General features: G+C 69.9%; 12 protein-coding genes and 1 pseudogene. 8 read left to right on the plus strand and 5 right to left on the minus strand.

Annotated features, from left to right (window positions below; translation table 11 throughout):
- Window positions 1-51: 51 nt before the first annotated feature.
- Both ACQEV8_RS33820 and ACQEV8_RS33825 read right to left on the minus strand, forming a co-directional pair.
- Window positions 52-1110 (minus strand): lytic polysaccharide monooxygenase auxiliary activity family 9 protein, encoded by a 1059-nt coding sequence (locus tag ACQEV8_RS33820; protein WP_432967891.1) that lies wholly within the window; start codon window positions 1108-1110, stop codon window positions 52-54.
- A 251-nt stretch (window positions 1111-1361) separates the two neighbouring features.
- Entirely contained in the window at window positions 1362-2261 is a 900-nt protein-coding gene (locus ACQEV8_RS33825; RefSeq protein ID WP_432967894.1) for a LysR family transcriptional regulator, read from the minus strand.
- A gap of 415 nt (window positions 2262-2676) precedes the next feature.
- On the opposite strand from ACQEV8_RS33825, the gene ACQEV8_RS33830 reads away from it, so the two are divergent.
- Window positions 2677-3468, plus strand: coding sequence for a GNAT family N-acetyltransferase (locus tag ACQEV8_RS33830; RefSeq protein WP_432967897.1), 792 nt, complete (start codon window positions 2677-2679; stop codon window positions 3466-3468).
- Window positions 3465-3689 (plus strand): translation initiation factor IF-1, encoded by a 225-nt coding sequence (gene infA, locus ACQEV8_RS33835; protein ID WP_432967900.1) that lies wholly within the window; start codon window positions 3465-3467, stop codon window positions 3687-3689. Before ACQEV8_RS33830 ends, infA begins: the two co-directional genes overlap by 4 nt.
- Before the next feature lie 183 nt (window positions 3690-3872).
- On the opposite strand, the gene ACQEV8_RS33840 is transcribed toward infA, so the two are convergent.
- A complete protein-coding gene (locus ACQEV8_RS33840) occupies window positions 3873-4835 on the minus strand; it encodes an IS481 family transposase (protein WP_432958283.1) in 963 nt (320 codons plus the stop codon).
- Between the two features lie 257 nt (window positions 4836-5092).
- Entirely contained in the window at window positions 5093-6091 is a 999-nt protein-coding gene (locus tag ACQEV8_RS33845; RefSeq protein WP_432967903.1) for an acetylxylan esterase, read from the minus strand.
- A 231-nt stretch (window positions 6092-6322) separates the two neighbouring features.
- Here ACQEV8_RS33845 and ACQEV8_RS33850 point away from each other — a divergent pair, with 231 nt between their 5' ends.
- The 6 genes from ACQEV8_RS33850 to ACQEV8_RS33875 are packed head-to-tail and all read left to right on the plus strand — an operon-like array spanning window position 6323 to window position 14116.
- Complete coding sequence (locus ACQEV8_RS33850) at window positions 6323-7315, plus strand: ABC transporter permease (protein ID WP_432967906.1); 993 nt, start codon at window positions 6323-6325, stop codon at window positions 7313-7315.
- Window positions 7309-8181 (plus strand): carbohydrate ABC transporter permease, encoded by an 873-nt coding sequence (locus ACQEV8_RS33855; protein ID WP_432967909.1) that lies wholly within the window; start codon window positions 7309-7311, stop codon window positions 8179-8181. Before ACQEV8_RS33850 ends, ACQEV8_RS33855 begins: the two co-directional genes overlap by 7 nt.
- A gap of 37 nt (window positions 8182-8218) precedes the next feature.
- Entirely contained in the window at window positions 8219-9874 is a 1656-nt protein-coding gene (locus ACQEV8_RS33860; RefSeq protein ID WP_432967912.1) for an ABC transporter substrate-binding protein, read from the plus strand.
- Window positions 9874-11385, plus strand: coding sequence for a GH39 family glycosyl hydrolase (locus tag ACQEV8_RS33865; RefSeq protein WP_432973193.1), 1512 nt, complete (start codon window positions 9874-9876; stop codon window positions 11383-11385). The genes ACQEV8_RS33860 and ACQEV8_RS33865 overlap by 1 nt, the downstream gene beginning before the upstream one ends.
- Window positions 11382-12065, plus strand: a complete 684-nt coding sequence (locus ACQEV8_RS33870; RefSeq protein WP_432967915.1) for a hypothetical protein — start codon at window positions 11382-11384, stop codon at window positions 12063-12065. Before ACQEV8_RS33865 ends, ACQEV8_RS33870 begins: the two co-directional genes overlap by 4 nt.
- On the plus strand, window positions 12062-14116 hold the full coding sequence (locus ACQEV8_RS33875; protein ID WP_432967918.1) for a beta-galactosidase: 2055 nt from the start codon (window positions 12062-12064) through the stop codon (window positions 14114-14116). Before ACQEV8_RS33870 ends, ACQEV8_RS33875 begins: the two co-directional genes overlap by 4 nt.
- Here the strand turns inward: ACQEV8_RS33875 and ACQEV8_RS33880 are convergent.
- Window positions 14062-16061, minus strand: a pseudogene (locus ACQEV8_RS33880) (alpha-glucuronidase). The gene ACQEV8_RS33875 and the pseudogene ACQEV8_RS33880 overlap by 55 nt on opposite strands.
- Between the last annotated feature and the right edge of the window lie 3 nt (window positions 16062-16064).

A 16064-nucleotide genomic window follows, 5' to 3' on the forward strand; every position in this document is an offset into this window, starting at 1 on the left:
GGGCCCGGCAACCGAGGCTCACCGGTCACCGGACCCGCCCGGGGTGACGGTTCAGCCCACCCGGCAGGGCAGGCTCGTCGTGCTGTCACCGCCTGGCGCGGTGGCGGTGTAGCCGAAGGTCGTGCTCCTGCCCGGCGCGAGGGAGCCGTTCCAGCCGGCGTTGTGGACCATCACCGACTGGCCGTTGTAGGTCGCGTTGCCGCTCCACAAGCTCTCGATCCTGTGGCCGGCGGGGAGGTTCCAGTCGACCATCCAGCCGAGCATCGGGACGGTGCCGGTGTTGGTGACGGTCACCTCGGACTGGTAGCCGCCGTTCCAGCTGCCGGTCGTCTTGCGGGTGGCCGTGCACGTGCCGGGCACCGGCTCGGACGGGTTGCCCGGCTCCTTGATGCCGGTCACCTCGCCGTTGCCGCCGTCGAAGACGATGTCGGAGCAGGAGTAGAAGGTCTCCTGGCTGTCGGAGCGCTGCCAGACCATGTAGATGATGTGGCGGCCGTCCTTGTTGGCCGGGAGCTTGCCCGTCCAGGAGTAGTTGGCCTCGACCGTGCCCGGGGAGCCGTTCAGCGGCGGGTGGTCGACGCTCAGGAACGGCCGTTCCTCCATGTCGTTCCAGGTGAGGGTCTTGGCCGGGTCGAAGCCGTCCTTGGTGATGTAGACGTAGAACCAACCCGGGTGCGCCGCCCAGGCGTTGTACGAGAAGTCGACCGTCGCGCCCGAGGTGAGGTGCGTGAGCGGCCAGTCCTTGCTGGGGGCGTTGAACCCGGTGAAGTTGGTGTTGCCGCCGCTGCACAGCTCGCCGTCCGGCACGAAGCCCCGGGTGCGGCCGGCGCCGTCCGAGCGGAGCACCGAGAACCAGTTGTAGAACGGCGTGGTGCCGCTGACCTGCTGGGCGTTCCGGCAGGCCGGGTTGACCGGCTTGATCTCACCGGTGTCGGTCAGACCGTCCTGCCAGCACAGGAAGGTGCGGCTGCCGGGCTTCATGGGCGTGCCGTGGGCCTCCGCCTCACCACCGGCCGTCATCACCAGACCGAGGGCCGGGACCGTGACGAGCAGGGAGAGCAGGACGAGGAAGAGGGACCTGGCCCGGGTGGGCTGCGTTAATCGGGGCATCGGGAGTCTCCCCGGCCTTTTTGTCAGGATCATGACAGCATCATCCGTTCCTTGGGATACGGGCCTGCGGATGCGTGCGTGGGGACGCGTGTGCGGAGGCGCGGAGTGGGGGCGACTTCAGGGCGGGTTCCGGTCCACCGTAATGGGAGCGCTCCCACTCCGCCTGTTGCGGAAGTTAGCGCCGAGGGGCGCGCTTGTAAACGGTTGTCGCAGCCGGGCTGCCGGTTCGTGCTTCCGGTTCGTACCGCCGCTCAAGTCCGGCGCAGGACGCGCTGGGCCGCCTGCCGCAGTGCGGCGACGAGCGGCTCGTCCCGGCGACTCGGCAGCCAGCCCAGCGCGGCCGTCCAGGGTGCGAGGTCGGTGACGTCGACGTACGACACACCGTGGCGCGGGTAGAGCCGGCGGGTCGCGTCCGGCGGCAGCTGGATCCCCTGTCCCATGGCGATCAGCGGCAGGGCGCTCTCGTAGTCGACGATGGCGTGCGGGCTGAACCGCACCGGGGTGCCGTCCGGTCGCGGGTCGGCGGACCAGAAGTCCCGGAACACCCTCGGGACCTGCTCCGACCAGCCGATGCGGGGCTGGTCGGCGAGGTCCGCGAGGGTCAGCGCGCCCCGGGCGGCGAGAGGGTGACTGCCGGCCATCGCCACGCACCGCGGCCCGCCTGCCAACGCCAGGGTCTGGACGCCGTCGGGCACGGGCAGAAACAGGAACGCCGCGTCGACCTCGCCCCGCAGGAGCGACTGGCCGGCGTCGAAGCCCATGCGTACGACGTCGACCTCCAACTGCGGGAACCGCTCCCGCAGTTCCTCCAGGACGGCCGGGATCGGATCCATCGAGGTGATGGCCTCCAACGAGCCGATCACGATTCGGCCCGCGGCCGCGTTGGCCCGGTGCTCCGCCTCGCGGCGCAACTCCTCGGCAGCCTCCACCACGGTCCGGGCCCGCCCCACGAGCGCCTCGCCCGCCGCGCTCAACACGACCCTGCGCGTCGTCCGTTCCACCACGGCCACACCCAACCGCTCCTCCAGGACGGTGATGTGCCGCGAGAACGTCGGCTGCGCCATGAAGGCCCGCCGCGCCGCCCGACCGAAGTGCAACTCCTCGGCGAGCAGCAGGAACAACTGCAACTGCTGGATGCTCGGATATCTCACGTCGCTCCCGGTGCAGCCATGTCTCCGAGGCTACCAACGCCCTACGACCGGCCACGTCCCGACGGCGCTGCCGTAACAGTGGACGGCCACCGTCCGGTCCGGACTCCACCGCAGGCCATGATGCGCGGCCGACCGGCGGCATCCGTCAGGGGCGGCGTCTTCGGCGTACGGGTCCGTGGCCGGATGTCCAGCTCTGAGTCGCCGACACCGGCGCGTTACGGGCTCAGCGGAAATGACTGGAACGAGGCGATGCCCCGCTGCTACTTTCGCGGTGGACCGTGCATTCGTCGTATGGAGGTGAGCCCCGTGAACACAGTTACCCGTGGGTGCTCTCTCAACCCGTCACGGTCCGGCGGCTGACGTTCGGTGTCGCCAGGAGCGCCTGAGATCGAGGCACTCCTGGGAGGAGAAGCCGATGGACACGAAGCCTTTCACATCTGGCCCGGGCGAGAACGCGGTGATGATCACGCGCGTCGCGGACAGGCAATGGCATGCGCTGGATGACGACCTGGTGGTCGGCCGCGGGCATGCGCAGCACCGGCCCGACGGACGCTTGTTCGTCAGCATCGACGCGTGGCGCGACGCCACCTTCGACCGGCTCGCCGAGGCGATGCTGGCGGAACTGCCGGCGCCGTTGTACACGGTGGTCGACGAAGCCGACGTCGAGCTGACAGCCGGCTGGCGCGGGGCCGGTTTCACGATCCGGCGCCGCGAGTGGGAGTACGTGGTGCCGACCGACCCGCGGGCCACCGGGCTCGGAGCAGTCCTGCCGCCTCCGGGTGTGACGATCGTCCCCGCCGGTCAGGCGGACGAGACTCTGCTGCGGGCGGTGGACCGCGCGATCCGCGACGAAGTCGAGGCGACCGTCGGGTGGCAGTCGATGCCCGCGGAGGTCGTTCCCCGCCCCGAAGGCGACACCGTCGTCGACCCGTCGAAGTACGCGGTGGCCGCGGCGCAGGACCGCTACCTGGGTCTGATCCGGGTGGTGAGGGTGAAACGGCCGCGCATCGGGCTGGTCGCGGTCCGGGCCGGTGAGCAGCGCCGCGGCATCGCGCGGGCGCTGCTGGCCCACGCCCTGGGGACGCTGCACCGCTCCGGGTCGGCCGCGGCCTGGACCGAGGTCGACGAGTCCAACCAGGCCGCCTCGGCGCTGTTCGAGGGCGTCGGGGCCCGCCCGATGAGCAGCAACCTGGAGCTGGTGCGATGACGAAGAACAAGAACGTCATCGAAGTCGAGGGCAAGGTCGTCGAGTGCCTGCGCAGCGCCATGTTCACCGTGGAGCTCGAGAACGGCCATCAGGTGCTCGCGCACATCAGCGGGAAGATCCGCAAGAACTGCATCAAGATCATGCTGGAGGACCGGGTGCTGGTGGAGCTCCCGCCGTACGACCTGACGCGCGGCCGCATCGTGTTCCGCTACCGGAACTAGGGCCTGTCGTTTGGATCAGGTCGCAGGAAACTGACGGTTCCTGGAAATCGCCGGTGAGCGGGGTCTGGTGCGTGCAGCTGCAAGGCGGAGGAGGGCGGCGATGCGGAGCATCGGCAACCGACGACAACGCGGCAGATGCGCGTGCCGGACCCCGCGTCTGCGGCGTGATCCAAACGACAGGCCCTAGCTGTGCTGTTCGGAGAGGTTGGTGACGCGGCTGGCTGGGGTTTGGCCGCTGATTCCGGTGTGGGGTCGGTGGTAGTTGTACCAGTCCAGCCAGTCAGGAAACGCTGCCTGTCGTTCGGCGTTTGAGGTGTAGGGCCGCTGATAGGCCCACTCGTCGAGCAGGGTGCGGTGGAAGCGTTCGACCTTGCCGTTGGTCTGGGGCCGCCAGGGGCGGGTCCAGCGGGGGCCGATGCCCAGGTCGTGGCAGGTGTCGCGCCAGGTGTTCTTGGTGTAGGCCCAGGCGTTGTCGGTCAGCACGCGTTCAACGGCGACGCCCTGGCCGGCGAACCAGGCGGTGGCCCGGCGCAGAAAGCCGGCGCAGGTGGCGGCTTTCTCGTCGGGCAGGTCTTCGGTGTAGGCCAGGCGGGAGTGGTCGTCCAGGGCGGTGTGCAGGCAGGCGTATCCGGTGCCGTTGCGGCGGTCCTGGTTGGCCCGGCCGGCTGCGCGGCCCAGGACCTTGTGACCGCCGCCGTCGGGGATGCGGCCGAGTTTCTTGACGTCGATGTGGACCAGTTCGCCGGGCCGGGCGCGCTCATAGCGGCGGACGGGTTCGCCGGTGGCCCGGTCGCAGGCAGCGAGCGGGGGCAGGCCGTGCCGGACGAGGATGCGGTGGGCGGTGGAGGCGGCGGTGCCGCATCGGGCGGCCAGCCGCACCGGTCCGATGCGATGCTCGCGCCGCAGGCGCACCACCCGTTCCTCGATGGCGGCCGGGGTGCGGCGGGGCTGGTGGTGCGGGCGGCTGGAGCGGTCCTGCATCGCGGCGGGCCCGTGCTTGCGGTAGCGGTCTGCCCAACGCGCTGCGGTGGTGTGGCTGACCTGGAAGCGTTCCGCGGCCCGCCGGAGCGGCCATCCGTCGTCGATGACACACCGGGCCAGACGCAGCCTGCCGGTCGCGGTCAGTGGGGCATTACGGTGGAACAACGAGGGCCTCCTGGGAGCCGGTTGTTGATGTCGCAATCCACACCGAACCCGGAGGCCCTCGCCTCGTTCAAGGACCACTCAAGGCGTGTCGCCTGTCACCAACGTCCCGGGACAGCACACCTAGCGGCGGTCGGCACCTTCCGCGGCAACTGATCGTGGGTCCCGGTCACGGCGTTTCCGTGGCCGGGGTCCCGAGGGTGGCTCGTACGGCTGCGGTGGGCTCCGGCCGCCGCCGACAGGTACGACCCGAGCCGACCCTACGACGCGCCACGCCCGACCACCTCCGCCAACCAGCTCAACTGGCGCCGCACGTGCACCGCATCCCCACCCTCATGCCCGTTGAACGGATAGGCGTGGATCTCCTTCACCGGGTCCGCCCCCGCCAAGTCCCCGTAAACATTGAACGCCCCGTACGCCCCACTCGGCGGACACACTGTGTCCCGCAGCCCCACGCCGAAGTGGGCGGCGGCCGAGGCCCGGCGGGCGAAGGAGATGCCCTCCACGTAGGACAGCGTGCGGTACGCCTCTCGCCCGGCGTCCCGATGGACGGACAGATACGCGGCGATCTCCCCGTACGGCCCCGCGTCCGTGAGGTCCAGCGCCCGCCGGACCCCGCACAGCAGGGGAGCCGTGACCAGCAAGGCCGCCAGATCAGGGACGAGTCCCGCGACAGCCAGCGCCACCCCGCCCCCCTGACTGTTGCCGGCCGCGACGGTCCGCCCGGCGTCCACGCCGGGCAGCGCCCGTACCGCCGAGACCGCCCGCACCGCGTCGGTGATCAGGCGCCGGTAGTGGTAGTCCTCGGGCGCGAGCAGCCCGCGCACGGCAGGCCCGGGCCCGCCCGGCGCACCGGCGTGCGGATCCGGGGTGTCGCCGCCGCACCCGTACTGGTCGCCCTGGCCGCGGTTGTCCATGAGCAGATGCGCGTACCCGGCGTTCACCCACGTCAGACGCTCGTGCGGAAGTCCGCGCCCGCGCCCGTACCCGGCGAACTCGACCACGGCGGGCAGAGGTTCGTCGACCCTCGCCGGACGGCTGAACCACGCCCGCACCGGGTCGCCCGCGAATCCCCGGAAGGTCACGTCCCAGGTCTCGGTCAGCCTCAGCCCCGTCTCCACCGGCCGCACGGACACCAATGGATCCGTCTGCCCGGTCTCCTTCAGCGTGCTCAGCCAGAACGCGTCGAAGTCGGCGGGCTCCTCCAAGTCCGGGCGATGGCGCTCCAGTTCCGTCAGCGGCAGGTCGAACGCGGGCACGGCGGCACCTCGCAGGAGTCGGTTGTCATCCAGAAACTTGCGACGGACAAGGGGTGGCAGTCCCTGGGGTCTACCCAGGTTAGACGGGATTCCAACGCGGCACAGACGCCCCGTCCGACTGCCGCAGCACCCATTGACAGCGCTTTCTGCTGCCCTTAGGTTGCCGCGAAGTTACCGGTAAGAGCTCGAAAGTTTCGGTTCCGCGTCCCTTGCCCACGGGAGGCCCGAGCAATGAGCACGTCCACCACGTCGGCCCCGCCGGGCACCCAGGATCCGCCTCCGGCCGGAGCCGCACCCCGCCGCCGTAACCGGGCACCCGCCCGCACCGGCTGGCGGCGGGCGCTGCGCCGCGACTGGCAGTTGTACTCGCTGGCGATCCTGCCGCTGCTGTTCTTCCTGGTCTTCCGCTATCTGCCGATGATCGGCAATGTGATCGCCTTCCGCCGCTTCGAGCCCGGCGGTTCGATGTTCGGCGAGGACTGGGTGGGCCTGCGCTATGTGCGCATGTTCCTCAGCGACCCGACGTTCTGGCAGGTGTTCCGCAACACCCTGTGGCTCGGCGGGCTCACGCTGGTGTTCTGCTTCCCGATCCCGATCGTCCTCGCCCTGCTGCTCAATGAGGTGCGCCGACGCTCCCTGAAGCGGTTCGTGCAGTCGGTGTCGTACCTCCCGCACTTTCTGTCGATCGTGATCGTCGCGGGCCTGACCATGCAGATGCTCGCCACCGACGGCCCGGTCAACCACGCCCTCGGCTGGTTCGGGCACGACGAGATCCGCTTCATCCAGGAACCCGACTGGTTCCGCACGATCTACGTCGGCTCGGAGATCTGGCAGACCGCCGGCTGGGGCACGATCCTCTACCTCGCCGCGCTCACCACCATCGACGAGGACCTGTACGAGGCCGCGCGGATCGACGGCGCCAACCGCTGGCAGCAGATCTGGCACGTCACCCTGCCCGGCATCCGCCCCACCATGATCACCCTGCTGGTCCTCAACGTGGGCACCTTCATGGCCGTCGGTTTCGAGAAGGTCCTGCTGCTGTACAACCCGCTGACCTATCCGACGGCCGACGTGATCTCGACGTACGTCTACCGGGCGGGCGTCGAATCCAACAGCTTCAGCTACGCCGCCGCCATCGGGCTGTTCGAGGCGATCATCGGCCTGGTCCTGATCACCTCCGCCAACACGCTCTCGCGCCGCACAGTGGGGACCAGCCTGTGGTGAAGCCGAGCCGTTCCTACCGGGTCTTCCAGGGCGTCAACGGGGTGATCCTCACCCTCGTCGTGGTCGTGACCCTGTACCCCTTCGTCAACATCGTCGCGCGGTCCTTCAGTGGGGAGCGGCAGATCCGGGCCGGTGAAGTGACCCTGTGGCCCGAGGGGTTCAACCTCACCACGTACAAGATCGTGTTCCAGGACTCGATGTTCTGGCGGAACTACGGCAACACCGTGCTCTACACCGTCGTCGCCACCGCCGTCGCCATGGTTCTGACGACCTGTTACGCCTACGTCCTCTCGAAGAAGCAGCTCAAGGGGCGCGGAGTGCTCGTCGGCATCGCCGTGTTCACGATGTTCTTCACCGGCGGTCTGATCCCCAACTACGTCCTGGTCACCAGTCTCGGCCTGAAGAACAGCGTCTGGGCGATCGCACTGCCCAACGCGATCAGCGTCTTCAACCTGCTGGTGATGAAGGCCTTTTTCGAGAGTCTGCCGACCGAACTGGAGGAGGCCGCGCAGATCGACGGGCTGAGCACCTACGGCATCCTGCTCAGGATCGTGCTGCCACTGTCCAAGGCGGTCGTCGCGACCATGGTGCTCTTCTACACGGTGTCCTTCTGGAACTCCTGGTTCAGCGCGTTCCTGTACATGGACCACTCCGACCTGATGCCGGTCACCGTCTATCTGCGCAACCTCATCGCGGGCGCCACCGGCGGCGGGAACGCCGGTGCCACCACCGCGGAGCTCAGCCAGGTCGGCGCGAGCATCCAGGCGGTCACCATCGTGCTCACCGCGCTACCGATCATCTGCGTGTACCCGTTCGTCCAGCGCTTCTTCGTCTCGGGCGTGATGCTCGGCGCGGTCAAGGGCTGACACCCCCTCACCTCACCTACGCACCAAGGGAGTCCCCGTGAAGAACGCAGGAGAGCTGTCGCGGCGTCAGATCCTGTCCGCCGCAGGCTTCATCGGCCTCGCCACCCTCACCGGCTGCGGCAGCGGCGACGACGGAGGCGACTCCAAGGACCTCACCAAGAAGCAGAACGGTGCGATGAAGAACTACCAGGCCGGCCAGCAGTTCAAGGCCGCCAAGGCGCTGTCCTTCTCGATGCTGCACAACGACAACCCGGTCTACCCCCTCAAGAAGAGCTGGCTGTTCTGGAAGGAGGTCACCAAGCGCACCGGGATCACCATCAAGCCCCTCGACGTCCCGCTGGCCGACTACGAGAAGAAGCGCAGTGTCCTCATCGGCTCCGGCGACGCCCCCTTCATCATCCCGAAGACGTACCACCCCGGCGAGGTCGCCTTCGTGTCCTCGGGCGCGATCCTGCCGGTCAGCGAGTACGTCGACCTGATGCCCAACTTCCGGGACAAGGCCAAGAAGTGGAACCTGGCGCCCGAACTCGACTCCATCCGCCAGTCCGACGGCAAGTACTACCTGCTGCCCGGCCTGCACGAGAAGCCCAAGTCCGGCTACTCCCTCTCCTTTCGCACGGACATCCTCGACAAGCACGGACTGGCGCTCCCCACGACCTGGGACGAGGTGTACGAGGTCCTCAAGGCGCTCAAGGCGGAGTACCCGGACAAGTACCCGTGGACCGACCGATGGAGCACCAACACCCCGTTCCCGTGCGGGGCGTTGTTCGGCTATCTCGGCCAGGCGTACGGCGTCAAGGCGGGCTGGAACTACGACAACATCAGCTTCGACACCACGGCGCAGAAGTTCGTCTTCACCGCGACCCGGACCGGCTACCGGCAGATGATCGAGTACCTCAGAAAGCTCGTCGCCGAAAAGCTCCTCGACCCGGAGAGCTTCACCCAGCAGGACGACCAGGCCATCCAGAAGCTGCTGGCCGAGAAGTCCTATGTGATCAGCGCCAACCCGCAGGAGCTGGTCCAGAACTACCGCTACAACCTGAACAAGCAGGTCAAGGGGTCGAAGATCGAGATGATCCCGGTGCCGCTGGGCCCGGCAGGACCGATCTTGCTGAGCGGCATCCGGCTGGAGAACGGCATCATGATCTCCAGCAAGGCCCTCAAGAGCGACACCTTCGTCGCGATGATGCAGTTCGTGGACTGGCTCTGGTACTCCGACGAGGGCCAGAAGTTCTGCAAGTGGGGCGTGGAGGGCGTCACTTACACCGAGTCCGGCGGCACGTACACGCTGGAGCCCGGGCTCTCGCTGATGGGCTCCGACCCGGACGCGCCGAAGGACCTCCAGAAGGACTACGGCTTCTTCAACGGCGTCTTCACCTACGGCGGCAGCTGGGAGCTGGTGTCCTCCAACTTCAGCCCGGACGAGAAGAAGTTCCAGGACGTCATGTCCCAGCGCAAGGAGCTCCCCGTCGACCCGGCCCACCCCCTCCGGTCCTTCGAGCAGGAACAGGCGACCCTCTGGGACACCCCGCTCAAGGACACCGTCATCCAGAACACCCTCCAGTTCGTCCTCGGCAAACGCCCGATGTCCCAGTGGGACGCCTTCCTCGCCGAACTGAAGTCGAAGAACATGCAGCAGCTCGTCGACCTGCACAACAAGGCGTACGAGCGGTTCAAGAAGGAGAACGGGTGATCCTCCGTGTCCCCGACGAGCCGAGCGGCCCGCTGACCGACGCCTGGCGCCAGTGCGTCGGCACCGGCCGGCTCGACCTCGCCCTGCGCGGCGACTACCAGGAGTCGCTGAAGGTCCTGCAGCACGACATCGGCTTCCGGTACATCCGGGGGCACGGGCTGCTCAGCGACGGCATGGCGGTGCACCGGCCCTACGAGTGGCAGGGCCGACGGCACGTCCGGCACTCCTTCACCCACGTCGACCAGGTCCTCGACGCCTACCTCGGCCTCGGCATCCGTCCCTTCCTCGAACTCGGCTTCATGCCGAGCGAGCTGGCCTCCGGCGAGCAGACCGTGTTCTGGTGGCGCGGCAACGTCACGCCACCCCGCTCCCACCAGGAGTGGGCCGACCTGGTCCGCGCCCTGCTCACCCACCTGGTCGACCGCTACGGCCTCGACGAGGTCCGCACCTGGCCCGTCGAGGTGTGGAACGAGCCCAACCTGCCCGACTTCTGGCAGGACGCCGACGAGAAGGCCTACCACCGGCTGTACGAGGTGACCGCGCACGCCGTGAAGGAGGTGGACGCCGGGATCCAGGTCGGCGGACCGGCGATCTCGCCCGGCGCGGACGAGTGGCTGGAGCGGTTCGCCGAGCTCACCGACCTGCACGACGTGCCGCTGGACTTCGCCTCCCGGCACGCCTACAGCTCCGGGCCCGCCCAGCACGTGCCCTTCGGCGTCCACCAGACCCTGGCGCCGGCGTCCGGGCTGCTCGACCAGTTCGCCACCCCGAGGCGGCAGCTGGCAGAGACCCGGTACGCCGGACTCCCCGTCCACATCACCGAGTTCAACTCCTCCTACCGGCCCGACAACCCGGTGCACGACACCGCCTTCCACGCCGCCTACCTCGCCCCGGTCGTGGCGAACGGCGGCGAGCACGCCGACTCCTTCTCGTACTGGACGTTCAGCGACGTCTTCGAGGAGGCCGGGGTGCCGACCGCCCTGTTCCACGGCGGGTTCGGGCTGCTCACCCACCGGCAGGTGCGCAAGCCGACGTACCACCTCTACGCCTTCATGGCCCGCATGGGACCCGACGTGCTCGCGCGTGGCGACGACCACCTGGTCACCCGGCACCCCGAAGGCCGGGTCACCGTCCTGGCCTGGGCGCCCGTCGACCCGACCGGCGAGACGCCCGGCCCCGACCGGCACACCCTGCGCCTGTCCCTGCCGGTGTCCGGCGGCGAGGTGTTCGTCCGCCGCTCCTCCGTGGACGAGGAGCGGGGCAACGCGTACACGGTCTGGCGGCACATGGGCAGCCCGAGCTCACCGAAACCCGGGCAGCTCGACGTCCTGCACGAGGCCGCCGAGCCGGCACGCACCCACCAGCGGCTGTCCACCGAGGACGGTCGCGTGGACCTCCCGCTCACTCTGAGCCGCCACGAGGTCACCCTCGTCGAGCTCACGCCCTTCGACGACGAGACCCCGCCCTGGTGGGACGAGCGGCGCCTGCTCGGCCGGGAGGTGACGGCATGAGCACCGTCCGCACCTCCGACTTCGGCACCGGCGCCCTCTCCCGCGTCTCCGCACTGATCCACACCGCCCTGACCGTCGAGGCGCTGCTGCTCCTCACCGCCTCCCCGGGCCTGGCAGGCCTGCTCCTGCTCGGCCCCGACCCCGCCAACCTCCCGCTCGCGGCGCTGTGCCTGCTGCCCCTCGGACCGGCCCTGTCCGCCGCGCTCTACGCCCTCCACCATCGCAGCCGCGACCTCACCGAACTGCGTCCGGCCCGCGCCTACCTGCGCGGCTGGCGGCTCAACGCCGTACCGGCGCTGAAGCTGTGGACGCCCCTGCTGGCCTGGCTGACGGTCATCACCTTCACCCTCACCCACTTCTCCGCCACCGGCCTGCCCGGCTGGTGGGCGCTGCTGCTCGGGGCGACCGGAGCGGGCGCCCTCCTCTGGGGCGCGCACGCCCTCGTCCTCACCTCGCTGTTCACCTTCCGCGCCCGGGACACCGCCCGCCTCGCCGGGTACTTCCTGTTCCGGCACGGCCGTGCCACCCTCGCCGCCGCCTCGCTGCTGATCCTGACGGCCGCGCTGACGGCCCTGCTGACCGAGGCCCTGCCCGCCCTGCTGGCCGCCCCGCTGCTGCTGTCCCTGCTGCACGGCACCCGCACGGTGATCACCGAGACCCAGGAGGAGTTCACCGCATGAGCGCGCCCCGCACCCCGAAGATCCCGTACGGCGGTGACTACAACCCCGAGCAGTGGCCCGAGGATGTCTGGGACGACGACCACCGCCTGTTCACCCGGGCCGGCATCGACACGCTCACCGTCGGCGTCTTCACCTGGTCCCTGACCCAACCGGCCCCGGACAGCCACGACTTCACGGTCCTGGACCGCATCCTGGACCGGGCAGCCACCGAGGGCCGTCAGATCTGCCTGGCGACCGGCACGGCCGCCCTCCCGCCCTGGCTCGCCAAGCGGCACCCCGAGGTCAACCGCACCGACTTCGAGGGCCGCCGCCACCGCTACGGCCAGCGCCACAACTTCTGCCCCAGCTCACCGGCGTACCGTGAGTACGCGACCGCGATTGCCTCCCGTCTCGCCGAACGGTACGCACACCACCCGGCTCTGCTCGCCTGGCACATCAACAACGAGTACGGCGGCGTCTGTTACTGCGACCTGTGCGCCGAGGCCTTCCGCACCTGGCTCCGGGACCGGCACGGCACCCTCGACGCCCTCAACGACGCCTGGTGGACCACCTTCTGGTCGCACCGCTACACCGACTGGGACCAGATCGAGCCGCCCAACGCCCTCACCGAGCACTGGCGAGGCCCGGACCACACCGCGTTCCAGGGCATCACCCTCGACTACTTCCGTTTCACCACCGACGCCCTGCTCGGCTGCTTCCTCGCCGAGAAGGAGGTGATCCGCGCCCATGACCCCGACACGCCCGTCACCACCAACTTCATGGGCACCTTTCGCCCCCTCGACTACCACCGCTGGGCGTCCCACCTCGACTTCGCATCCTGGGACAGCTACCCGCCCCTCGACGCCCCGCCGACCCGGCCCGCCCTCGCCCACGACCTGATGCGCGGCCTGAAGGACGGCGCCCCCTTCTGGCTGATGGAGCACACGCCGTCCACCACCGCCTGCCGTGACGTCAACCCGCTCCGGCGGCCCGGCGAGCTCCGCCTCGCCACCTTCCAGGCCATCGCCCACGGCGCGGACGCCGCCCTCTACTTCCAGATGCGTGCCTCACGGGGCGCCTGCGAGAAGTACCACGGGGCGGTCATCGGCCACGCGGGCCGCGACGACACCCGTGTCTTCCGCGAAGTCGCCGAACTGGGACGGGAGCTGGAGGCCCTGGGCGACCGCACACTGAGCGCCCGCACCCCGGCCCGCACCGCCCTCCTCTTCGACTGGGACAGCTGGTGGACCCTGGAGATCTCCGACGGCCCCTCCCGGCTGGTCAAGTACCCGGACGTGGTCCACGCCTACTACCGGGCGGCCCGCGAGGCAGGCGCCGACGTGGACGTCGTCCCGCAGACCGCCGACCTCTCGCCCTACGACGTGGTGCTAGCCCCCGCCCTGCATATGGTCAAGGGCGACCTCGCCACCCGCCTCGAAGCCGTGGCCGCACGCGGCGGCACGGTCCTGACCACCTTCCTCTCCGGCCGCGTCGACGAGCACGACCGCGCCTTCCTCACCGACGTCCCCGGCCCGCTGGCGCCTCTCATGGGCGTCCGCGTCGACGAATGGGACGCCCGGGCGCCGGAGTTCACCCAGACCGTCCCCGAGCTGTCGGCCGAGGCCCGGCTCGTCTTCGAGATCGTGCAGCCACGCGGCGCCGAACCGGTCGCCACCTACGGCACGGACTTCTACGCGGGCACCCCGGCCGTGACCCGCAACCGCTTCGGTGAAGGCGAAGGCTGGTACGTCGCCACCGCCCTCGACCAGCCGGGCGTCGACGCCCTCGTCCGCCGGATCCTGACCCGCCACGACCTGCTCGGCCCCTACGCGGGCCACCCGGCGGTCGAGACGGCGACCCGTGTCGCCCCCGACGGCACCCGCCTGCTCTTCCTCCTCAACCACGCCCCCGAACCGGCCCGTCTGACCGCCCACACCACCGCCACCGACCTGCTCACCGGCAAGCGGGTGGACCAGGGAGAACCCCTGGTCCTCGAACCCTCGGGTGTGGCGATCCTTCAGTGGATCCGCCGCCCCCGCTCGTCCGGCACCCCGGACTTGCGCAGGAAGTAGCTGTTGATCTGGTCGCGCCACTCCCGGGCACTGCGAAGCTGCTCCTCGTACCGCTCCGCCACCCGCGCGTGGCGCACCGGATCCACCAGTCCGGCCAGCGAGGCCCACACCGCCCGGGCCTCCTCGACCTCCGCCACGCCCTCGAAGTGCGTGTCGTAGATGTGCTGGATCACCGTCTTGCCGCTGTGCAGGGTGTGGCCGTACGACACATGGTGGAAGAACAGCAGCAGCTCGTCGGGGCAGGTGTCCGGAGACTCGTAGAGCTCGGCCCACGGCTTGGCGTACTGCCCGGTGCAGCCCGTGCCGGTCGCCACGCTGCGGTCGACGCCGATGCCGTCCCGGTCGGCGAAGTGGTACGTCCCCCACGGGCTGTACTCGTACCCGTCCACGCTCGGCCCGTAGTGATGCCCCGGCTGCACCATGAAGCCCACGCCGAGGGGAGCGGTGTACTTCTCGTATGTCCGCCATGAGCCGTCGAGCACGGCGTGCAGCCCGGCGGACAGGCCCTTGGGGCCTTCGGGAAGGTGAGCCCGATCCACTCGTCGAGCACCTCGCCCGGCTCGGCATCGGGCTGCCAGGCCAGCCGCCCGAAGGTGTAGAGATTCGCCTGGGCGAGGGGATGCCCGGTCCAGAACCGGTCGTCGCCTGCGTTGGACACGGCGATCAGCCCGCCCCGCGCCAACTCGCCGACGGACTGCCCCTGTTCAGGCCTGAACCGCAACACCTCACTCCACATCGGACCCAGCCAGCACACATGCCGCTGCTGCCCGGTGTACTCCTGGGTGACCTGCAGCTCCACCGCCAGCCGGGTGCCGGGCATCGCCCCGATCAGCGGCGAGACCGGCTCGCGCACCTGGAAGTCGATCGGCCCGTGCTTCACCTGGAGCACGGCGCCCGCGGCGAAGGCGCCGTCCAGCGGCACGAAGTGGTCGTACGCGGCCCGGGCCCGGTCCGTCCTCCGATCCCGCCAGTCCTGACGGTGGTCGTAGACGAAGGCCCGCCAGTGCACGGTGCCGCCGTACGGCTCCAGCGCGGCGGCCAGCAGATTCGCCCCGTCGGCGTGGCTGCGGCCGTAGCCGAACGGCCCCGGCTGCCCCTCCGAGTCGGCCTTCACCACGTACCCGCCGAAGTCGGGAATCGCCTCGTACACCGCTCCCGTGGCCTCGGCCCACCAGCGGCGCACGGTCTCGTCCAGCGGGTCGGCCGTCGGCAGCCCGCCGAGCACCACCGGTGCGGCGAAGGACACCGACAGGTGTGTGCGGACCCCATAGGGCCGCAGCACATCGGCGATCGCGGCGACCTCGCCGATCCGGTCGGTCAGCAGCCGCGCCTCGGTCTCGTGCACGTTGACGTTGTTGACGGCGACCGCGTTGATACCGCACGCCGCCAGCAGCCTGCCGTACGCCCGCACCCGTTCCAGGTCCCCGCGCGCCCGTCCGTCCTCCCAGAACAGCGAGCCGCCCGCGTACCCACGCTCCACCTGGCCCATGACCGGGTGCACGGCGACGTTGTCCCAGTGGTCGAGCATGCGCAGGGCGAGAGCGGGACGGTGGGTCTCCCGGGCCCGCTCGCCGGCGAACGCCGCCTCCCCGAGCCGTACGACGTGGAACAGGCCGTAGAGCAGCCCGCGTCCGCCGGAGGCGCTGACGATCGTCGTGCCGCCCTCCCGGACGACCGTGAAGTCCTCGTCACCGAGGTCACTGGTGCCGGAGCCGAGGGCGTCGAGGCCGAGGACCAGGTCGTACGCGCCGTCCTCCCGCTCGGCGTCGCGCACGACCCGGCCCCCGAACCTCCGGCAGGCCTCCGCCACCTCCCCGTGCACTGTCTCCACCAGCGGGCCCGATCCTCGGATCAGCGTCCGCCGGCCGCCGACCGTCCGGAAGGCGGCGGGCGGCAGCCAGGCCGGGTCGACACCTTCGGGCAGGACGGGCACGGGAAGCGGCATGAG

The organism is Streptomyces sp. CA-179760, from assembly GCF_050937045.1.
Taxonomy (GTDB): domain Bacteria; phylum Actinomycetota; class Actinomycetes; order Streptomycetales; family Streptomycetaceae; genus Streptomyces.